We start from the raw sequence: 17,165 nt of genomic DNA, 5'->3' as shown, positions 1-17,165 counted from the left end.
AACGGCGCGGCGCCCGCGGTTTGCCTGCCTCCACAGGCTGCGTGAAGTCCGGGCGCACCGGACCGGCCCTTAGGGCCTGTCGGGCCCTAACCGAACTTACGTAGCCCGGGTGCGATCGCTTCAACGATCTTCGCGATGTTCCACGTGAAACCGAGGCGGCGGCCCGAAGGTGCCCCGGGGTCGCGCTCCGGTGCCGGAGCTATTCGGCGGGCTTCGCGTAGTGCAGATCCACGGTGCCCGCGTAGCCGGGGAGGGTGATCGGCCCGTTGTCGGCGACGTTCCAGCCGAGCCCGTAGACGTTGACGTACACCATGTAGTTCTGGATGGCCGGCGAGTCCGCGAGCGCCTGCTTCAGCTTCGCCGGGTCACCGACCGCGGTGATCTTGTACGGCGGCGAGTAGACGCGGCCCTGGAGGATCAGGGTGTTGCCCACGCAGCGGACGGCGCTGGTCGAGATCAACCGCTGGTCCATGACCTTGATGCCCTTGGCCCCGCCCTGCCACAGCGCGTTCACCACGGCCTGGAGGTCCTGCTGGTGGATGACGAGGTAGTCGGGCTGCGGCTCGGGATAGCCGGGGAGCTTGGCGGTGGCGTTCGGCGGGGCGTCGTTGAGGGTGACGGTGATCGCCTGGCCGGTGACCTTGCGGGTGCCCGCGTCCTGCTCCAGGCCAGCGATCTTCTCGTCCTGGGCCCGGGTGCTGCCGTCGTCGCCCTCGGCCATCCCTTCCACGTTCTGGCGCAGGGTCGCGTTGGACTCGTCGAGCCCCTTGTTCTTGCGGCTGCGTTCCTGAATGAGGTCGGAAAGCTTCAGCAAGGAGGCATCCGTACGGATATCCGTACCCCTGGCCGTATGGAAACTGGTGAAGAAGATGAGCCCGGCGAGGGCGAAGACGGCCACCGTCAAGATCCGCACCGGCGGGAAGCCCGACTTACGGGCTGGGGTGGAACCCATTGATCCCGTCCCGGGGGAGTCGGCAGAATTGCTCAACGTACCCTTATCTCCTTCGGCGGCGCGGAAGCACTACGCTAACGGACGCCCGGGGGAGCACTCAGTGTCCCCTTGTACGCTGCCCCGAGCCCGACCCAGTTACCTGCGCGGCCACGCAGCGCATCGACAGGAGAGACCCTCGTGCCGAAGTCACGTATCCGCAAGAAAGCCGACTACACGCCCCCGCCGTCCAAGCAGGCGGCCAGCATCAAGCTGGACAGCCGCGCCTGGGTCGCGCCGGTGATGCTGGCCATGTTCCTCATCGGTCTGGCCTGGATCGTCGTCTTCTACGTGACCGACGGCTCGCTCCCCGTGGACTCGCTGGACAACTGGAACATCGTGGTCGGTTTCGGCTTCATCGCCGCCGGATTCGGCGTCTCCACCCAGTGGAAGTAGCAAGTGGCGTAAGAGCTGCGTCCTGATGAACGCAGCTCTCCCCACGGCTATCCGCTGAGTTATCCACAGCCAAGGTTCGATTTCCACAGACCCCTGGGGAAAAGACGACGATCTGTGGATAACCCGTCGGACGTTGACGCCGATACGACTGACACACCGGCGTCCGAAAACCCCCTCGCCCCCTGCCTCACCTGCGGAAACACACGTGAGCGACAGGGGGCACAGTTGTTCACGCACACTATGCACAAGATCCGGCACAGACTGTGGACAACGGTTCGGTATCAGCTGAGCTGGCTGGTCCTGATCAGCGTGAGGACCACCACGACGGCGAGGACCACGGCACAGGTGCCGTACTGGATCAGGGTTCGCCGCTCGCGCGGGGCGTGGACCATCGCGTAGCCCGTGATGACGCCCGCGACCAGGCCGCCGATGTGCGCCTGCCAGGCGATGTTGAAGCCCGGGCTGAACGTGAAGATCAGGTTGATCACCAGCAGGGCGATGACCGGGCGCATGTCGTAGTTGAGCCGGCGCAGCAGGACGGCCGTGGCGCCGAAGAGCCCGAAGATCGCACCGGACGCGCCCAGGGAGGGCTGATTGGGTGCGGCGAGCAGATAGGTGAGCGCGCCGCCGGCCAGCCCCGAGACGAAGTAGAGCGCCAGGTAGCGGGCCCGGCCGAGGGCGGCTTCCAGAGGGCCGCCGATCCACCACAGGCTGAGCATGTTGAACAGGATGTGGATGAAGCTGCCGTGCAGGAACATCGAGGTCAGCAGCCGGTAGTACTGCCCCTCCGCGATGCCCTCCAGCGGGCCGAACGGGGTGAAGGGGGCCCGGCCGATCAGGTCGAGGGCGTCGGTGAAGCGGTCGCCCACGATCTGCTGCACCGCGAAGAGGGCCACGTTCAGGCCGATCAGCATCTTGGTGACCAGCCGTGGATCGGCCGTCACCGTGCCGCCCGCCAGGGTCCGGGGCCGGGACGCGGCCGCCGGAGGTCCCGCGGGGCGGCTCGCGCCGCTCTCGGATCCGCTGGCCGGGTGGGAGGAGGCCCCTCCACGGACGCAGTCGGGGCACTGGAAGCCGACCGACGCGCTGACCATGCACTCGGGGCAGATCGGGCGCTCGCAGCGCGTGCAGCGGACGCCGGTCTCGCGGTCCGGGTGCCGATAGCACGCGGGCATGCTGTGGGCGTCCCGCGCGCCGCTTGCGGCGTGATCCATGAGGTCCCCTCGATCAGTCGTCGGCAATACACCGCCCCGCCCATCCTTACGGACGAGCGGGGCGTTTGGTTCCCTCCGGGCGAATCCGGGAAACCGCCGGAAGCCGTCGGGCTCAGCCCTCGCGCTTCTCGATGACGACCGACTCGATGACGACGTCCTCGAGCGGCCGGTCGTTCGGACGGCTGGTCGGCACCGCGGCGATGGCGTCCACGACCTTCTGCCCGGCCGGGTCGGCGACCTCGCCGAAGATGGTGTGCTTGCGGTTCAGCCAGGTCGTCGGGCCGATCGTGATGAAGAACTGCGAGCCGTTGGTCCCCGGGCCCGCGTTCGCCATGGCCAGCAGGTACGGCTTGTTGAAGGAGAGGTCGGGGTGGAACTCGTCCTCGAACTCGTAACCGGGGCCACCGATGCCGGAGCCCAGCGGGTCGCCGCCCTGGATCATGAAGCCGCTGATCACTCGGTGGAAGACCGTGCCGTCGTAGAGCTTGTCCTTGCTCGTCACGCCGGTAGCCGGGTGCCTCCACTCGCGCTCGCCCTGGGCGAGTTCCACGAAGTTCTTGACCGTCTTCGGCGCGTGGTTCGGAAAGAGCCGTACCTCGATGTTGCCGTGGTTGGTCTTCAGGGTGGCGTACAGCTGCTCGGCCACGATCTGCCTTCCGTTGGCTTCTTGTAACCGTCCGATCCTCGCACGACCCTGTCCGCCCGTCCCGCGACGGCGGCCCGCAGGTCCACATCTGCACGAATCGCTTGCGGAACACCGCTCGAGTCCTCCCGTGGCGAAGCGCGCCATGGTGATCCGTCGCTCCGGTCTGCACCCGTATGCCCCGTGATCAGCACCCGTATGCCCGCCCGCGCATGCTTCGCGGCCCGCCAGGATGCATGATCCGCAAAAGGGTGGAAAGTCGAAATACCGTACGCCGCCAAGGAGGAGGAAGCTCGTGACCCGCATCGACAGCGTGCGCGCCGCAACCGGCTCGGCCAAGGACAGCGTGCTGCACGCCGCGGAAGCGGTCGCGCCCTACGCCGACACGGCCAAGGAGCGTGCCACGCACTACGCGCAAGAGGCACGCGTGCGGCTCGCACCCGTGGTGTCGCAGGCCGCCGAGCAGGCCCGTGTGCAGTACGACGTCCGTGTCGCACCGCGCCTGGGACAGGCTCGCGCACACGTGCCGCCCAAGGTCGACCACGCCGCGCACGAAGCCGCTGTCCGTACCCGCCATGCTGCTCGGCAGGCCGCCGACTATTCCCGGCCGAAGTTCGAGCAGGCGGCGGCCGCGACAGGGCCGGCCCGCGAGGAGGCCGCGGCCTGGGGCTCTGCCGCCCTGGCCGCTCTGCGCGGACAGGTCACCCCCCAGGAGATCCAGAAGCTGGCCCGCAAGCACGAGCGCCGGGCGAAGACGGCCCGTGCCGTCAAGACGCTGGCCGTGCTGAGCATCGTGGCCGGCGGCGCCTTCGCCGTCTGGAAGTGGTGGGACAAGCAGGCCAACCCCGACTGGCTGGTCGAACCGCCCGCCGCGACGGAGGTGACCGAGACGACCCGGCTGACCACGGTGGAGGGCACCGCCGACCTGTCCGCCCTCGACCCCGAGGTGGAGGCCAGGGAGGCCCAGGACCGGGCCACACGGGACGACGATCGTTTCTGACCTCTACCGACACGAACACCCCTGCGGGGCGGGCGACTTGCATGTCCCCCGCCCCGCATTCCGTGTTTCACGTGAAACGCCCCGCGCTTCAGCCATTGCAGTCATGAACGAGACCCGGACGATCTCCCGGTCGTACCGTTGAAACAACGGACAGGAAATATCCTGTTCAACCTCTGCTTTCGCAAATACATCAGCCGCCCCACCCGTAACCTGCACTGCGTCCGGCATCGACACCGTCCCGCCGACCAGCGCGTCGCGCGAGTCCGTCCCCGGAGGCAGTCGCGTGCACGGAGGAGAGCCGACGCACGTAACGGGCCGAGGCGCTTACCGGGAGCAGCCACTCGCCCACCGCCCGATCCGTCCAGGCAGGACGCGGCAGGGGGACGGACGAACGCGCCGTCCTGAGGCGCCACAAGGGATCACGAGGCAGCGCGGACCGTCGTCGCGCCTGCGGGCACAAAAAACCCCTCCGACCATGTTCACACAGGTCGGAGGGGGATTTCTGGGTGGAGCCTAGGGGAGTCGAACCCCTGACATCTGCCATGCAAAGACAGCGCTCTACCAACTGAGCTAAGGCCCCTTGAGAGAAGCGTCCGCCGGAAGGATCTCACTCCCGCGGGCGCCGCAGACCAGAGTACCGGGTCACCCGGGGGATCTCGCAAAAAACTTGGGGGTCCCAGTAAACGACCACTCTCCGTAAGATGCTCGACGTGGTTCGCTACAGCGAACCACGTTCTGGGGAAGCGATGGGGAGACGCAATGGACGCCGCACAGCAGGAAGCCACCGCAAGAGCGCGGGAGCTGCAGCGGAACTGGTACGGAGAGCCGCTGGGGGCGCTCTTCCGTAAGCTCATCGACGATCTTGGGCTCAACCAGGCTCGTCTCGCGGCAGTGCTGGGACTGTCCGCGCCGATGCTGTCGCAGCTGATGAGCGGGCAACGGGCGAAGATCGGCAATCCCGCGGTGGTCCAGCGGGTGCAGCTGCTGCAGGATCTGGCGGCGCAGGTAGCGGACGGCGCGGTCAGCGCGGCCGAGGCGACGGAGCGCATGGACGAGATCAAGAAGTCCCAGGGAGGCTCGGTGCTGAGCAACACCACGCAGACGACGAGCACTTCGGGCGCCCCCACCGTCAAGCGGGTGGTGCGCGAGATCCAGTCGCTGCTGCGCTCGGTGGCCGCCGCCGGCGACATCATCGAGGCCGCCCATACCCTCGCCCCGGCCCACCCGGAACTGGCAGAGTTCCTCCGGGTGTACGGAGCGGGCCGCACCTCCGACGCGGTCGCGCACTACCAGTCCCACCAGAGCTGAGCCCACGCCCCGGCCAGCGGAGGGGGGTCCGCTGGAGGGGATGCCGCCGGAGGGGGTCCGGCGGCGTGGGTCCCACGCACCTGGGTGAGGCGGGTCGGTCGCAGGGGAGGAGCGAGGGACAGCCATGGGTGAGGTCTTCGCCGGCCGGTACGAACTGGCCGACCCGATCGGACGCGGTGGTGTGGGCGCCGTCTGGCGCGCCTGGGACCACCGCCGCCGCCGCTATGTGGCCGCCAAGGTGCTCCAGCAGCGCGACGCCCACGCGCTCCTGCGGTTCGTACGCGAACAGGCCCTGCGGATCGACCATCCGCATGTCCTCGCACCGGCCAGCTGGGCCGCCGACGACGACCAGGTCCTGTTCACCATGGACCTGGTGTCCGGCGGTTCACTGGTCCATCTGGTCGGCGACTACGGCCCGTTGCCGCCGGCGTTCGTCTGCACGCTGCTCGACCAGCTCCTCTCCGGACTCTCCGCGGTGCATGCGGAAGGGGTCGTGCATCGTGACGTCAAACCGGCCAACATCCTGCTGGAGGCCACCGGCACGGGCCGCCCGCGGCTGCGGCTGTCGGACTTCGGCATCGCGATGCGGCTGGGCGAGCCGCGCCTGACGGACACCAACCTCGTGGTGGGGACGCCCGGTTATCTCGCTCCAGAGCAGATGCTGGGCGCCGAACCGGACTTCCCCGCCGACCTGTTCGCCGTCGGCCTGGTCGCGGTCTATCTGCTGGAGGGCGCCAAGCCCGACGCCAAGGCCTTGATCCAGCACTTCGCCGAGTACGGGACGCCGAGTGCGCCCAAGGGCATTCCCGAGCCGCTCTGGCAGGTCGTGGCCGGCCTGCTCCAGCCGGATCCGCGGGGCCGTTTCCGCACGGCCACCGGTGCGCGCAAGGCGCTCGCGTCGGCCGCTGAACTCCTGCCGGAGACGGGCGTCGACGACGAGCTGATCGAAATCTTCGACCAACTCGGCCCGCTGCCACCGGGTTTCGGACCCGACGGCCCCCTGAAGCTCGCCAAGGGTGTGAAGCTCGACGCCACCGGCGGCACCCAGCCACGTGCTTCCTCCGGCGGCGTACCGACCCCGCCGGCTCCGTCGCACCCGCCCGCCTGGCCCGGCACGGGATCCGTACCTCCCGCGCCGATCCCGGCTCCCCCCACAGCCCCGCCCCCGTCAGCCGGCTCCCAGCCGCCCTCCATGTCGGACACCGGGAGCTTCCATCTGCCGCCGCCCCGAGCGCCGCAGCCCCACACCCCCTGGAACCCCGCGCAGGCCCTGACTCCCGTGCTCCCGCAGCGCGTTGACGTCTCCACCGCCGCGTACACCGCCCAGCCCGCGCAGGTTCCCCGTCCGGAGCAGGCGATGGCGTCGCACCGCTCCGAGGGCCGCTCGCACCGGCTCCGCCGGCCCGGACGTGCCGGTCCCCCGGCGAAGGTCGCGATCCCGCTGCTGCTGCTCGCGCTGGGCTGCTACGCCGTGGGCGTCTGGGCGCTGACGCGCATCTGAGCCCCGGCCCTGCGCCGGGCGGCCACCGTCCACACCCCGAGCACCAGCAGCAGCGCGCTGCCCGTGCCGATGCCGCCCACCGCGAGCGCCCGCATCGCGCTGCTGTCACCGCTCCCAGTGTCGTCCCCCGTCGCCGCCGCGATCCGGTCCTGGGCCGTGACCTCGAAGAGGCGTGTCCCCTGCGGCCCCTTGGGCTGTCCGTCGTATCCGGGCCCGGCGTGCGGAGTGCCGCTGACCCGGACGCGCAGCGTCAGCCCGAGTGGTTCCCGGCCGAAGGTGCCGGCCACCTGCTCGCTGAGATGCACGACGAGGAAGTACCAGCCACCGAACCGCATGTTCCGCACGCGATCGAGGACGCCGTACCGGTTGTGGTACTCGACGGGCGGCAGCGGAGGGAGGGCGGCCGACTTCTGGCTGCCGTCGTAGCTGAGGGCCACGTCGTCGACGTAGCCGCGGACGGGGTTGTAGAGCGACACGTCGAGGGCCTCACCGACGGAGCCCCGGCTCGCGCTCGCTCCGGTGCCGCTCGTCGCCCCGCCGCCCGCGCTGCCCAGCTCGGCGGTGGCGTAGAGCTGCTGGCCCCAGTCGACGGGCACCGTGTAGAAGAGGGTCTGACCCGGCGTGAGGCCGGTCTGCCACACGCCCTGCTCCAGCGCCCGTGCCGTGGCGAAGCCCGGTCCGCCGTCCCGGCGCCGGCGCTCGCCCGAAAGAGCCTCGGGCGAGGCCGAGTTCCAGACCTCGGGCGCGCTCGTCGCCCCGCCCTTGGCCACCGGCGGCTCCGAGGCCGGGGCGAGCTCCAGCTTCCAGGTGCCGGACGTGAACGCGCCGGCCGCCCCCGCCCCCGTGGCATCGAGTCGTTCCACGAGCACGTAGTACGTGCCCGCCTCCCGGCACAGCACCCGGCCGGCCTCGCGCGTACCCAGCGCCGTGAGCGGGCGGGGGCTCAGCCCGGCGCCGATGCGCGCCGACGCGTAGGAGCCGCAGGTGCCGCCGTTGGCGTCCTGCACCGAGACCTTGATGCCGTCGTTGGCGGAGACGCCGGCCCCGGCCGGGGGCACGGCGGTGACGGGGACGTACGCGGTCGTCGCGGCGTCGAGTTCGAGGCGGAAGTACAGCTTGGCGCGCCCGGAGAGGGAACTCCGGTACGTCTCACCGGGTTTCAGCAGCGGAGCGTCCGAGGTGGCGGGCGCTCCGGTGACGGAGCGGGCGTCCTCGGCGAAGGCGTAGCCGCCTGGGTCGCCCGGGCCGCCCGGAAATCCGCCCGCCGCACCTGAGGCCACCGCGGTCCCGCCCGGCAGGGCCGCCACGACGCACAGCACCGCCCCTGCGGCGGTGCCGCGCACGGCACCCGTGGACAGCCGACGGCGCGGTCGTCCCCCCGGCAGCCCCCACGCCGTACGCCGCCGCCCCATCGCACGCCCCCTCGTCGTCGTACACGGCCGTCGTCCCCGTACGACCGCTGCCGCCACCCGCACCCCCCGGCGGGCCGCCGCGTCGTCCCGGACCGCGGCCCATACTGCCGCGTCCGTGCCCGTGCCACCCGCCTAATCCATACGAGCGTCCGAAACATCCGGCTCACGGCCACCGTGTTCCGCACCGGCCCAGGCACAGGAAACGGGTCGCCGCAACACAAAACCCCGACCGCGAAGGCGGTCGGGGTCTGCTCAGTTTCCGGTGTCAGTACTCAAGAACCCGTGGGCACGGAGTCGGTCGCCTCCGTCCACAGGTCCTGCTCGGCGCGATCCGCCTGGATCTGGCGGTACACGAGGAGCCCGCCGATAGCGGCCAGTGCGACCAGGAGAAGCTTCTTCACCGCGCGACCTCGTCTTTCCTTGACGTAGGGGACCTCTGCCGCCCGACTATACACACCACCCGATATCGATCGGTGACCTGCATCGGGGGTCAACTCCCGCCCATCAAACCGTAGTAGGCGCGGGGAACGCCGTGCTGACCGGAGGGTGAGGACACCTCCACGGGCGGTGACATTTGCTCGGGATTCACCCTGCCCACCCGTCTTGAGGGGATTTTCGGCGCCGTTGCGTCCATACGAGTGGTGTTCATCTGAACATCGACGCGCCACGGGCTCAGGTCCATCACTTCGCGAGCCGCATACACATCATGAGGAAAGTACGCAAATCGCCCGACCCGAAAGTGAGGGGCCATGGCCCGGAACCAGGTCATGAAACTGTGGACCACGCTGGTCACCGCAATCATCGCGCTGTGCACGGCGCTCGGACTGATCACCACGACCGCTGCCACGACGGCCGCCGCGGCCGTACCGCGGACCGAGGCCCCGAGCACCAGCACCCCGGACGTCACAGTGCCGGCGATGCTCCCCTGGACCTGGTCCCATGCCAGGGCGCTGCCCCCCACGATGAAACAGCGCATCGGCGCCGAGGCCCACGGAAAATCCCCCAGCTGCCGCCAGCGCCCCCTGGACGACTCGCAGACCGAGACCCCGGCCGACCTCACGGAGCCGCCTCTCACCTGCTGACGGACCCGACGCGGCGACACCGCCCAGCGGACGTAGCAACACAGACGGAACAGCAATAACAGCAACAACACGTAGCGACGTACGGACGCTCGGACGACATGGTCCCGTCCTGACGTAGTTGCGCGACGGCGAACTTGCGTACACAAACGCCATATGCGACGGCTCCCGACCAGCAGCGCTGGTCGGGAGCCGTCGTGCTTCCCATCCTGGAGGAGGAGATTCCTTCAGGAGTGAGGACGGGACAGGATGGCTGCTGAGCGGACATGGCTGGACGTGGGCTACCCGGAGAAGGACCAGGCCAAGGCGGCCGGCGCGCGCTGGGACCCGATGGCACGGCGCTGGTACGCCCCGCCCGGGCACGAGGCGGCGCTGGAGCGCTGGAAGGCCGCCCCTGACGTGCCCGATCTCCTCCCCGGGGAGGACCGGTCGCTCGGCCAGGGCCTGTTCGTGGACCTGGTGCCGTCGTCGTGCTGGTTCACGAACGTCCGCTCCTGTGTGTCCCCCCGGGACTGGAAGCGCCTGCGGCGGATGATCACCGCCCGCGCGGGGCAGCGCTGCGAGGTGTGCGGCGCCAAGGAGGACCGCAAGAAGAAGCGCTGGCTCGAAGCGCACGAACGGTGGGAGTACGACGACGCCCGGCGCACCCAGAAACTCGGCCGGCTGATCTCCCTGTGCACCGACTGCCACAACGCCACCCACTTCGGATTCGCCCAGCTTCGCGGGCTCGGCGAGGAGGCGCTGCGGCACCTGATGCGCGTGACCGGCATGACCGAGCGGCAGGCCCGTGAGCACGTCCACCGCGCCTTCCAGACCTGGGAGGCGCGGTCGCGGCGGGACTACGACCTGGACCTCTCGATGCTCACGGACGCCGGGATCACGCTCGCGCCCCCGCCGCACGCCTCCGCGCGCGCGGGCGTCGCCACGGAGAAGCTGCGTATCGAAGGAGTCCCGCAGGGGCAGCGCGGCAGCGCGTGACCGCCGAACCCCCCGGGCTGGGCGGAGTAGGCCGCCGCGCGGACCGGACCGACGGGCCGCACGCTGGTGACGTGGAGTTTCCCGTCGAGGTCGAGCTCGCACAGCCGGCGCCGATCCTGCCGACCGGGCCGCACTGGTGGTACGAGATCAAGCTCGACGGCCATCGCACGGTCCTGTGGCGCACCGCGGAGGCGGTGCGTCTCCAGTCGCGCTCGGGACGGGACGTGACGACCTGGTGGACGGATGTCGCGGCCGACGGCATGGCACTGCCGCCGGGCGTCGTGCTGGACGGCGAGGTGGTGATCGTGGTCGACGGGCGGATCAGCTTCGAGGCGGTCCAGTCCCGGGCGGCCTCGTCGCCGGCCCGCGCCCGCCGGCTGGCGCAGGAGCATCCGGCGCTGCTGGTGGTGTGGGACGTACTGGCGCTGCCCTCGGGGGACGTGCGGGGGCGGCCGTACGAGTGGCGGCGCGCGGCCATGCTCGACGTGCTCGCCGGGCTGCCGTCGCCCTCACGCCTCCAGGCGGTGTCGGCGACGGAGGAGCTGGAGGTGGCCCAGGCCTGGTACGACTCGCTGCGGGACACCGGGGTGGAGGGCGTGGTGGCGAAGCTGGGGACCTCGCCGTACCGGGCCGGGCGCTCGGCGGCCTGGCAGAAGATCAAGCATGCCGAGACGGTGGACGCCGAGGTCGTCGGCTACACGGGTGCGCCGCTCCAGCCGCGGATGCTGGCGGTACGGCTGCCCGACGGGCGTACGGCCTTGTCGCAGCGGCTCGACGCGCCGCTGGCCGCCCAGGTCGCGCCGGACCTGGGCGCCGCGCCGCCGGCCGGGCAGGCCGAGACGGCGGCGGGCGACGCGTACACGGCCGCGGAGCCCGGGCTCACGGTGGAGGTGCTGGCGAGCAGCGCGCACCGTGCCGCGGTGACGGTGACGCGCCTGCGCTGACCCCTGACACCGCTCCTCAAGACCTCTTTAGGAGTTACCCTCGCCCGAGGCCTCCGCGCATGCGCTCGGGCGGGACCGGACGAGAACGGAACGGTGAGCAACAGTGCCCAAGGCGTACGAAGAGATCGCCGACGACCTGCGCAGATCCATCCGTGAGGGCGTGTACGGGCCCGGCGACCAGCTGCCCTCGGAAGACGACCTGATGCGGCGGTTCCGCCGCAGCGGGCCGACGGTCCAGGCCGCGCTGACCCTGCTGAACCACGAGGGCCTGATCGACAAACAGCACGGCCGCGGCACCTTTGTCCGCCACCCGCGCGCGCGGGCGGTGCGGGACAACGCGCGACACCAGTGGGAGAAGGACCGGGCCCGCCGGCCCCAGGCCCAGCTGGCCGGCAACGGAGCCACCGAGCACGACACCGGACTGCAGGCCAGGGACCTGGTCTTCCACGCCGAGTACCGCGAGATCGGCGCGCCGCGGGACCTCGCCGAGGCGTTCGGCGTCCCGGAGGGCACCGCGCTCCTCGCCCGGACCTACCGCACGCGCTGCGCCGCCGAGACGGCTCCGTTCAGCCTCGTGACGTCGTACCTCGTCCGGGACATGGTCGCGGCGAACCCCGCGCTGCTGGATGCCTCGAACGAGCCGTGGCCCGGCGGCACCCAGCACCAGCTCCACACCGTGGCCATCGAGGTGGACCGCGTCGAGGAACGCTTCACCGCGCGGCCGCCGACGCCGGAGGAGGCGCGGGAGCTGGAACTCCCGCCGGGCACGTCGGTGATCCTGCTGCGCAAGACGTCGTACGACATCGAGGACCGCGTCGTGGACGTCGCCGACGTGACGCTCCCCGGCGACCGCACGGAGCTTCTGTTCACCACTCCCCTGGAAAGGTGGTGAGTGCAGCCGTGAGCCGGCGCATCACCGTCGTCACCGCTGTCCACGGCCCCTCGGCGGGCTTCCTGCCGGACGCGTACAAGTCGCTGCGCGAGCAGCGGCTTCCGCGGGGGTGGGAGTGGCAGTGGCTGATCCAGGAGGACGGAAGGTCGGACGACGTCCGCCCGTACGTCCCCGACGAGGAGCGGGTGACCTTCCGGCAGGGCCGTCCCGGCGGCCCCGGCGTCGCCCGCACGATCGCCCTGGCGCACGCCGACGGGGCGTACGTGAAGGTCCTGGACGCCGACGACCAGCTCACCCCGGGCGCGCTGGCCCGCGACCTGGCCGCCCTCGAGGCCGATCCCACGCTCGGCTGGGCGACGTCCCGGGCCCTGGACCTGCTGCCCGACGGCTCGACGCGGGGCTTTCCCGGCGACCCCGCTCCCGGCCCCATCGAGCGGGGCGCGGTCCTCGACCACTGGGCGGCGAACGGCTACCTGGCCCAGGTCCATCCGGCGACCCTCTTCGTCCGCCGCGACCTGCTGCTCGCCCTCGGTGGCTGGATGGCGCTGCCGGCGTCCGAGGACACCGGCCTGCTCCTCGCCCTCGACGCGGTCAGCCGCGGCTGGTTCACGGCGGAGGCGGGCCTCTTCTACCGCAAGTGGGAGGGACAGGTGACCGGCCAGGCATCCCACGTGGACCCGGCCGAACGCCAGGCGCGCATGGCGGTCGCCGAGGCGCGGGCCAGGGCGCTGGAGTCCTTCGGGTGGCGGTACCCGCACGGCCCCGGGGCGGGCAACTAGCGCGGCCCGTACGGGATCTCGCGGCCCGCTCGGCCTCCGGCCGTCCTCACCCCTCGGCGATGGTGATGGCCTGTGAGGGACACGCCTCGGCGGCCGCCCGCACCTGCGGATCGTCCCCGGAGTCCTCCCGCCCCGGAATGACGGCCCCGAACCCGTCGACGACGGTGAACACCGACGGCACCCGGTACACGCAGTCGCGCGAGCCGTAACAGTGGTCCTGATTGACCGAGACCTTCATGCGCACTCCAGCGTCGTACGGGACCGAACCGGCCGACCTCCACCGCCTTGCTGCCCCTCCACGGGCCCACTGAATCCGCCGCGAAGACCGGAAACGCTCTTCGCCGAGCTGCTGAAAACCCCGCTCATCGGTTGACCGTCACTGTTGGTGTCAATCGTGGGTGCCAAAAGACCCCCGGCCCTAGTGGACCGGGGGTCTTCGAACTGGTGGGGCTAACAGGATTTGAACCTGTGGCCTCATCCTTATCAGGGATGCGCTCTAACCAACTGAGCTATAGCCCCGCCGCGCTGTGCGGTGTGTGTCCCGCGCGCTGACTCCTGAAGATTAGCGCACGACCGGGGCAGTCCCAAAATCGGTTGTCGGGGGCCCGTCAGGCGAGGGGTTACTCGTCCTCGGCCAGCGTGAGTTCGATGCCGCCGACGAAGCCCGCGGAGAGGTTGTAGATGAACGCGCCGAGCGTGGCCAGGGCCGTCGCGAGGACGATGTCGATGACCGCGATGACCGCCGCGAACATCAGGACGTGCGGGAGGGACAGGAAGGCCTGGAGGTCGAAGCCCGTCGCCTCGGTCGCGCCCGTCGCCTCGGAGATCGTGCCGCCGACGGTGGAGAAGACGCCCATGGCGTCCAGGACCATCCACAGCACCGCCGACGCGACGACCGTGCAGATGCCGAGCGCGATGGAGAGCAGGAAGCTGACCTTCATCACCGACCACGGGTCGGCCTTGGCCACGCGCAGCCGGGCCTTGCGGGTGCGCGGGGCGGTACGGACGCCCGCGCCGGTGCGCGGGCGGCGTACGGCGCCCGCGGGCGCCTGCGCCGGGTAGGCCTGCGGCGGGTGGTACGGCTCGGAGGGCTGCTGCGGCTGACGCTCGCTGGGCAGCGGCGACGCCGCGCGCGCCGCCTCGGGGGCCGGCTGGGCGCCGGGTGTGGCCGGGCCCTCTCCGGACGCGTGCGCCTGCGAGCCGCGGGTTTCCGTCACAGTTCCCCCCTGGGATCCGTGGGATCCATCGGATCCATGAGTGTCAGGCGAGTGCGAGTCCTTCGTATGCGCGGCGGAGCCACGGCCGCCGCCCTCCGCTTTCTTGTCGGCAGAGGTGTCGGTCGAGGTACCGACCGAACCGGCGCCCGTGGCTCCGCTCACGATGACTCACTCCTCGGTGCTACTCGGCCGAGGGCGCCTCACCCTCGTCCGTGCCGATGGTCTCGGCGCCGTCGGCGGCCTCGTCGACGGCGACGTCACCGTCGACTTCCTCCGCTTCGCGCCCCGCCTCGGCGTTACGAGCGATGCCGACCACGGCATCGCGCTTGCCCAGGTTGATCAGTTGGACGCCCATGGTGTCACGGCCCGTCTCCCTGACCCCGCTGACTCGCGTACGAATCACACCGCCGGACAGCGTGATGGCGAGGATCTCGTCGGTCTCCTCGACCACCAGCGCGCCGACGAGCGACCCACGGTCCTCGACGATCTTGGCGGCCTTGATGCCGAGGCCGCCACGGCCCTGGACGCGGTACTCGTCGACAGGGGTCCGCTTCGCGTACCCGCCGTCGGTGGCAGTGAAGACGAACGTACCGGGTCGGACCACATTCATCGAGAGCAGTTCGTCGCCCTCGCGGAAACTCATTCCCTTGACGCCCGAGGTCGCGCGGCCCATGGGACGCAGGGTCTCGTCCGACGCGGTGAACCGGATCGACTGCGCCTTCTTGCTGATCAGCAGCAGGTCGTCGTCGGCCGACACCAGCTCGGCGCCGATCAGCTCGTCGTCGGTGCCCTCCGCGGTCTCCCGCAGGTTGATCGCGATGACACCACCGGAGCGCGGCGAATCGTAATCCTTCAGAGGCGTCTTCTTGACCAGACCGGCCTTGGTGGCCAGCACCAGGTACGGCGCCGCCTCGTAGTCGCGGATCGCGAGGATCTCGGCGATCGCCTCGTCCGGCTGGAAGGCCAGCAGGTTCGCGACGTGCTGCCCGCGCGCGTCCCGGCCGGCGTCGGGGAGCTCGTACGCCTTGGCGCGGTACACGCGGCCCTTGTTGGTGAAGAACAGCAGCCAGTGGTGCGTGGTCGAGACGAAGAAGTGGTCGACGATGTCGTCTTCCTTCAGCTTCGTGCCGCGCACGCCCTTGCCGCCGCGCTTCTGCGAGCGGTAGTCGTCCGTCTTGGTGCGCTTGACATAGCCACCGCGCGTGATGGTGACGACAATGTCCTCTTCGGCGATCAGGTCCTCCATGGACATGTCGCCGTCGTAGGGCACCAGCGTGCTCTTGCGGTCGTCGCCGAACTTCTCGACGATCGCGGCCAGCTCCTCGCTGACGATGCCGCGCTGGCGCACCGGCGAGGCGAGGATCTCGTTGTACTCGGTGATCTTCGCCTGGAGCTCGTCGTGCTCCTGGATGATCTTCTGACGCTCCAGGGCCGCCAGCCGGCGCAGCTGCATCTCGAGGATCGCGTTGGCCTGGATCTCGTCGATCTCCAGCAGGCCCATCAGGCCCTCGCGCGCGATGTCGACGGTCTGGCTGCCGCGGATCAGCGCGATGACCTCGTCGATGGCGTCCAGGGCCTTCAGCAGACCGCGCAGGATGTGGGCGCGCTCCTCGGCCTTGCGCAGCCGGAAACGGGTCCGGCGGACGATGACCTCGATCTGGTGCGTCACCCAGTGGCGGATGAACGCGTCCAGGGACAGCGTGCGCGGGACGCCGTCGACCAGCGCCAGCATGTTGGCGCCGAAGTTGGTCTGCAGCTCCGTGTGCTTGTACAGGTTGTTCAGGACGACCTTGGCGACCGCGTCCCGCTTCAGGACGATGACCAGGCGCTGGCCCGTGCGCGACGACGACTCGTCACGGACGTCGGCGATGCCGCCGATCTTGCCGTCCTTGACCAGGTCGGCGATCTTCTGCGCCAGGTTGTCGGGGTTCACCTGGTACGGCAGCTCCGTGACCACCAGGCACTGGCGGTTCTGGATCTCCTCGACCTCGACGACCGCGCGCATCGTGATGGAGCCGCGGCCCGTACGGTACGCCTCCTCGATGCCCTTGCGGCCGACGACGAGGGCGCCGGTCGGGAAGTCGGGGCCCTTGATGCGCTCGATCAGCGCGTCCAGGAGTTCCTCGTGCGAGGCCTCCGGGTTCTCCAGGTACCACTGGGCGCCGGCCGCGACCTCGCGCAGGTTGTGCGGCGGGATGTTGGTCGCCATGCCGACCGCGATACCCGCCGAGCCGTTGATCAGCAGGTTCGGGAAGCGGGCGGGCAGGACGGTCGGCTCCTTGGAGCGGCCGTCGTAGTTGTCCTTGAAATCGACGGTGTCCTCGTCGATGTCACGGACCATCTCCATCGACAGCGGCGCCAGCTTGCACTCGGTGTAGCGCATGGCGGCCGCCGGGTCGTTGCCCGGAGAGCCGAAGTTGCCGTTGGAGTCGACGAGCGGCATGCGCATCGCCCACGGCTGGGCGAGGCGGACCAGGGCGTCGTAGATGGAGCTGTCGCCGTGCGGGTGGTAGTTACCCATCACGTCGCCGACGACGCGGGCGCACTTGTAGAAGCCGCGCTCGGGACGGTAGCCGCCGTCGTACATGGCGTACAGGACGCGGCGGTGGACGGGCTTGAGACCGTCACGGACGTCGGGCAGCGCACGCGACACGATGACGGACATCGCGTAGTCCAGGTACGAGCGCTGCATCTCCGCGTCGAGCCCGACGGGCTCGATGCGCAGCGTGGTCACGCCCTCGTCGGACTCGGGCGTGGGCGGGATGTTCTCGTCGGCCATTGCTGGTGAAGATCCTTCCTGGTGCGGTCAGCGGG

At 70.3% G+C, this 17,165-nt stretch carries 17 protein-coding genes and 2 tRNA genes; 9 read left to right on the top strand and 10 right to left on the bottom strand.

The window, feature by feature from the left end; genetic code table 11:
- Window positions 1-199: 199 nt before the first annotated feature.
- Window positions 200-988: a DUF881 domain-containing protein gene (locus tag QFZ74_RS15820; protein WP_307621448.1), complete on the bottom strand. Its 789-nt coding sequence runs from the start codon at window positions 986-988 to the stop codon at window positions 200-202.
- Between the two features lie 141 nt (window positions 989-1,129).
- Between QFZ74_RS15820 and crgA the strand changes: the two genes are divergently transcribed.
- Window positions 1,130-1,384, top strand: coding sequence for a cell division protein CrgA (gene crgA, locus QFZ74_RS15815; protein WP_307621447.1), 255 nt, complete (start codon window positions 1,130-1,132; stop codon window positions 1,382-1,384).
- A gap of 281 nt (window positions 1,385-1,665) precedes the next feature.
- Here crgA and QFZ74_RS15810 read toward each other — a convergent pair whose 3' ends face one another.
- Window positions 1,666-2,598 (bottom strand): rhomboid family intramembrane serine protease, encoded by a 933-nt coding sequence (locus QFZ74_RS15810; protein WP_307621446.1) that lies wholly within the window; start codon window positions 2,596-2,598, stop codon window positions 1,666-1,668.
- Window positions 2,599-2,710: 112 nt separating this feature from the next.
- Entirely contained in the window at window positions 2,711-3,244 is a 534-nt protein-coding gene (locus QFZ74_RS15805; RefSeq protein WP_307621445.1) for a peptidylprolyl isomerase, read from the bottom strand.
- A gap of 292 nt (window positions 3,245-3,536) precedes the next feature.
- Between QFZ74_RS15805 and QFZ74_RS15800 the strand changes: the two genes are divergently transcribed.
- Complete coding sequence (locus QFZ74_RS15800) at window positions 3,537-4,241, top strand: DUF5324 family protein (protein WP_307621444.1); 705 nt, start codon at window positions 3,537-3,539, stop codon at window positions 4,239-4,241.
- A 507-nt stretch (window positions 4,242-4,748) separates the two neighbouring features.
- On the opposite strand, the gene QFZ74_RS15795 is transcribed toward QFZ74_RS15800, so the two are convergent.
- Window positions 4,749-4,821 (bottom strand) — tRNA-Ala (locus QFZ74_RS15795).
- 179 nt (window positions 4,822-5,000) lie between these two features.
- On the opposite strand from QFZ74_RS15795, the gene QFZ74_RS15790 reads away from it, so the two are divergent.
- On the top strand, window positions 5,001-5,549 hold the full coding sequence (locus tag QFZ74_RS15790; protein ID WP_307621443.1) for a DNA-binding protein: 549 nt from the start codon (window positions 5,001-5,003) through the stop codon (window positions 5,547-5,549).
- Window positions 5,550-5,673: 124 nt separating this feature from the next.
- On the top strand, window positions 5,674-7,050 hold the full coding sequence (locus tag QFZ74_RS15785) for a serine/threonine-protein kinase (protein WP_307621442.1): 1,377 nt from the start codon (window positions 5,674-5,676) through the stop codon (window positions 7,048-7,050).
- Here QFZ74_RS15785 and QFZ74_RS15780 read toward each other — a convergent pair.
- Together QFZ74_RS15780 and QFZ74_RS15775 are read right to left on the bottom strand one after the other, a co-directional pair.
- Complete coding sequence (locus QFZ74_RS15780) at window positions 7,014-8,393, bottom strand: hypothetical protein (protein WP_307621441.1); 1,380 nt, start codon at window positions 8,391-8,393, stop codon at window positions 7,014-7,016. The genes QFZ74_RS15785 and QFZ74_RS15780 overlap by 37 nt on opposite strands.
- A gap of 341 nt (window positions 8,394-8,734) precedes the next feature.
- The gene (locus QFZ74_RS15775; RefSeq protein ID WP_003999697.1) at window positions 8,735-8,863 is read right to left on the bottom strand and encodes a DLW-39 family protein; all 129 of its coding nucleotides are present in this window, start codon (window positions 8,861-8,863) and stop codon (window positions 8,735-8,737) included.
- Between the two features lie 348 nt (window positions 8,864-9,211).
- Here QFZ74_RS15775 and QFZ74_RS15770 point away from each other — a divergent pair, with 348 nt between their 5' ends.
- The 5 genes from QFZ74_RS15770 to QFZ74_RS15750 all read left to right on the top strand — a co-directional run bounded on the left by QFZ74_RS15770 (window position 9,212) and on the right by QFZ74_RS15750 (window position 13,134).
- Window positions 9,212-9,544, top strand: a complete 333-nt coding sequence (locus QFZ74_RS15770) for a DUF6344 domain-containing protein (protein ID WP_307621440.1) — start codon at window positions 9,212-9,214, stop codon at window positions 9,542-9,544.
- A 246-nt stretch (window positions 9,545-9,790) separates the two neighbouring features.
- Window positions 9,791-10,519: a DUF5710 domain-containing protein gene (locus tag QFZ74_RS15765; RefSeq protein ID WP_307621439.1), complete on the top strand. Its 729-nt coding sequence runs from the start codon at window positions 9,791-9,793 to the stop codon at window positions 10,517-10,519.
- Window positions 10,520-10,590: 71 nt separating this feature from the next.
- Entirely contained in the window at window positions 10,591-11,463 is an 873-nt protein-coding gene (locus QFZ74_RS15760; RefSeq protein ID WP_307621438.1) for a DNA ligase, read from the top strand.
- A 103-nt stretch (window positions 11,464-11,566) separates the two neighbouring features.
- Entirely contained in the window at window positions 11,567-12,355 is a 789-nt protein-coding gene (locus tag QFZ74_RS15755) for a GntR family transcriptional regulator (RefSeq protein WP_307621437.1), read from the top strand.
- A gap of 8 nt (window positions 12,356-12,363) precedes the next feature.
- The gene (locus QFZ74_RS15750) at window positions 12,364-13,134 is read left to right on the top strand and encodes a glycosyltransferase family A protein (protein ID WP_307621436.1); all 771 of its coding nucleotides are present in this window, start codon (window positions 12,364-12,366) and stop codon (window positions 13,132-13,134) included.
- Between the two features lie 46 nt (window positions 13,135-13,180).
- Here the strand turns inward: QFZ74_RS15750 and QFZ74_RS15745 are convergent, their stop codons facing one another.
- From QFZ74_RS15745 to gyrA, 4 genes are all read right to left on the bottom strand, one after another.
- Window positions 13,181-13,372, bottom strand: a complete 192-nt coding sequence (locus QFZ74_RS15745) for a ferredoxin (RefSeq protein WP_307621435.1) — start codon at window positions 13,370-13,372, stop codon at window positions 13,181-13,183.
- 204 nt (window positions 13,373-13,576) lie between these two features.
- Window positions 13,577-13,653: transfer RNA gene (locus tag QFZ74_RS15740), tRNA-Ile, on the bottom strand.
- A gap of 101 nt (window positions 13,654-13,754) precedes the next feature.
- Window positions 13,755-14,513 (bottom strand): DUF3566 domain-containing protein, encoded by a 759-nt coding sequence (locus QFZ74_RS15735; protein WP_307621434.1) that lies wholly within the window; start codon window positions 14,511-14,513, stop codon window positions 13,755-13,757.
- A 19-nt stretch (window positions 14,514-14,532) separates the two neighbouring features.
- Window positions 14,533-17,130 carry a DNA gyrase subunit A gene (gene gyrA / locus QFZ74_RS15730; RefSeq protein WP_307621433.1) on the bottom strand — a complete coding sequence of 866 codons (2,598 nt, stop codon included), beginning with the start codon at window positions 17,128-17,130 and terminating at the stop codon, window positions 14,533-14,535.
- Window positions 17,131-17,165: the final 35 nt, after the last annotated feature.

Origin of the sequence: Streptomyces sp. V3I7 (assembly GCF_030817495.1) — a bacterium.
Lineage (GTDB): Bacteria > Actinomycetota > Actinomycetes > Streptomycetales > Streptomycetaceae > Streptomyces.
The sequence above is the reverse complement of the archived record's forward strand: the minus strand, read 5'-3'. Positions and strand labels throughout refer to the sequence as shown.

What these genes read in the sequence shown, in the direction of transcription:
- QFZ74_RS15810 (WP_307621446.1), bottom strand. Translation starts at nt 2,598, where the DNA reads ATGGATCACGCCGCAAGCGGCGCGCGGGACGCCCACAGCATGCCCGCG.
- QFZ74_RS15790 (WP_307621443.1), top strand. Translation starts at nt 5,001, where the DNA reads ATGGACGCCGCACAGCAGGAAGCCACCGCAAGAGCGCGGGAGCTGCAG.
- QFZ74_RS15785 (WP_307621442.1), top strand. Translation starts at nt 5,674, where the DNA reads ATGGGTGAGGTCTTCGCCGGCCGGTACGAACTGGCCGACCCGATCGGA.
- QFZ74_RS15770 (WP_307621440.1), top strand. Translation starts at nt 9,212, where the DNA reads ATGGCCCGGAACCAGGTCATGAAACTGTGGACCACGCTGGTCACCGCA.
- QFZ74_RS15765 (WP_307621439.1), top strand. Translation starts at nt 9,791, where the DNA reads ATGGCTGCTGAGCGGACATGGCTGGACGTGGGCTACCCGGAGAAGGAC.
- QFZ74_RS15745 (WP_307621435.1), bottom strand. Translation starts at nt 13,372, where the DNA reads ATGAAGGTCTCGGTCAATCAGGACCACTGTTACGGCTCGCGCGACTGC.
- gyrA (WP_307621433.1), bottom strand. Translation starts at nt 17,130, where the DNA reads ATGGCCGACGAGAACATCCCGCCCACGCCCGAGTCCGACGAGGGCGTG.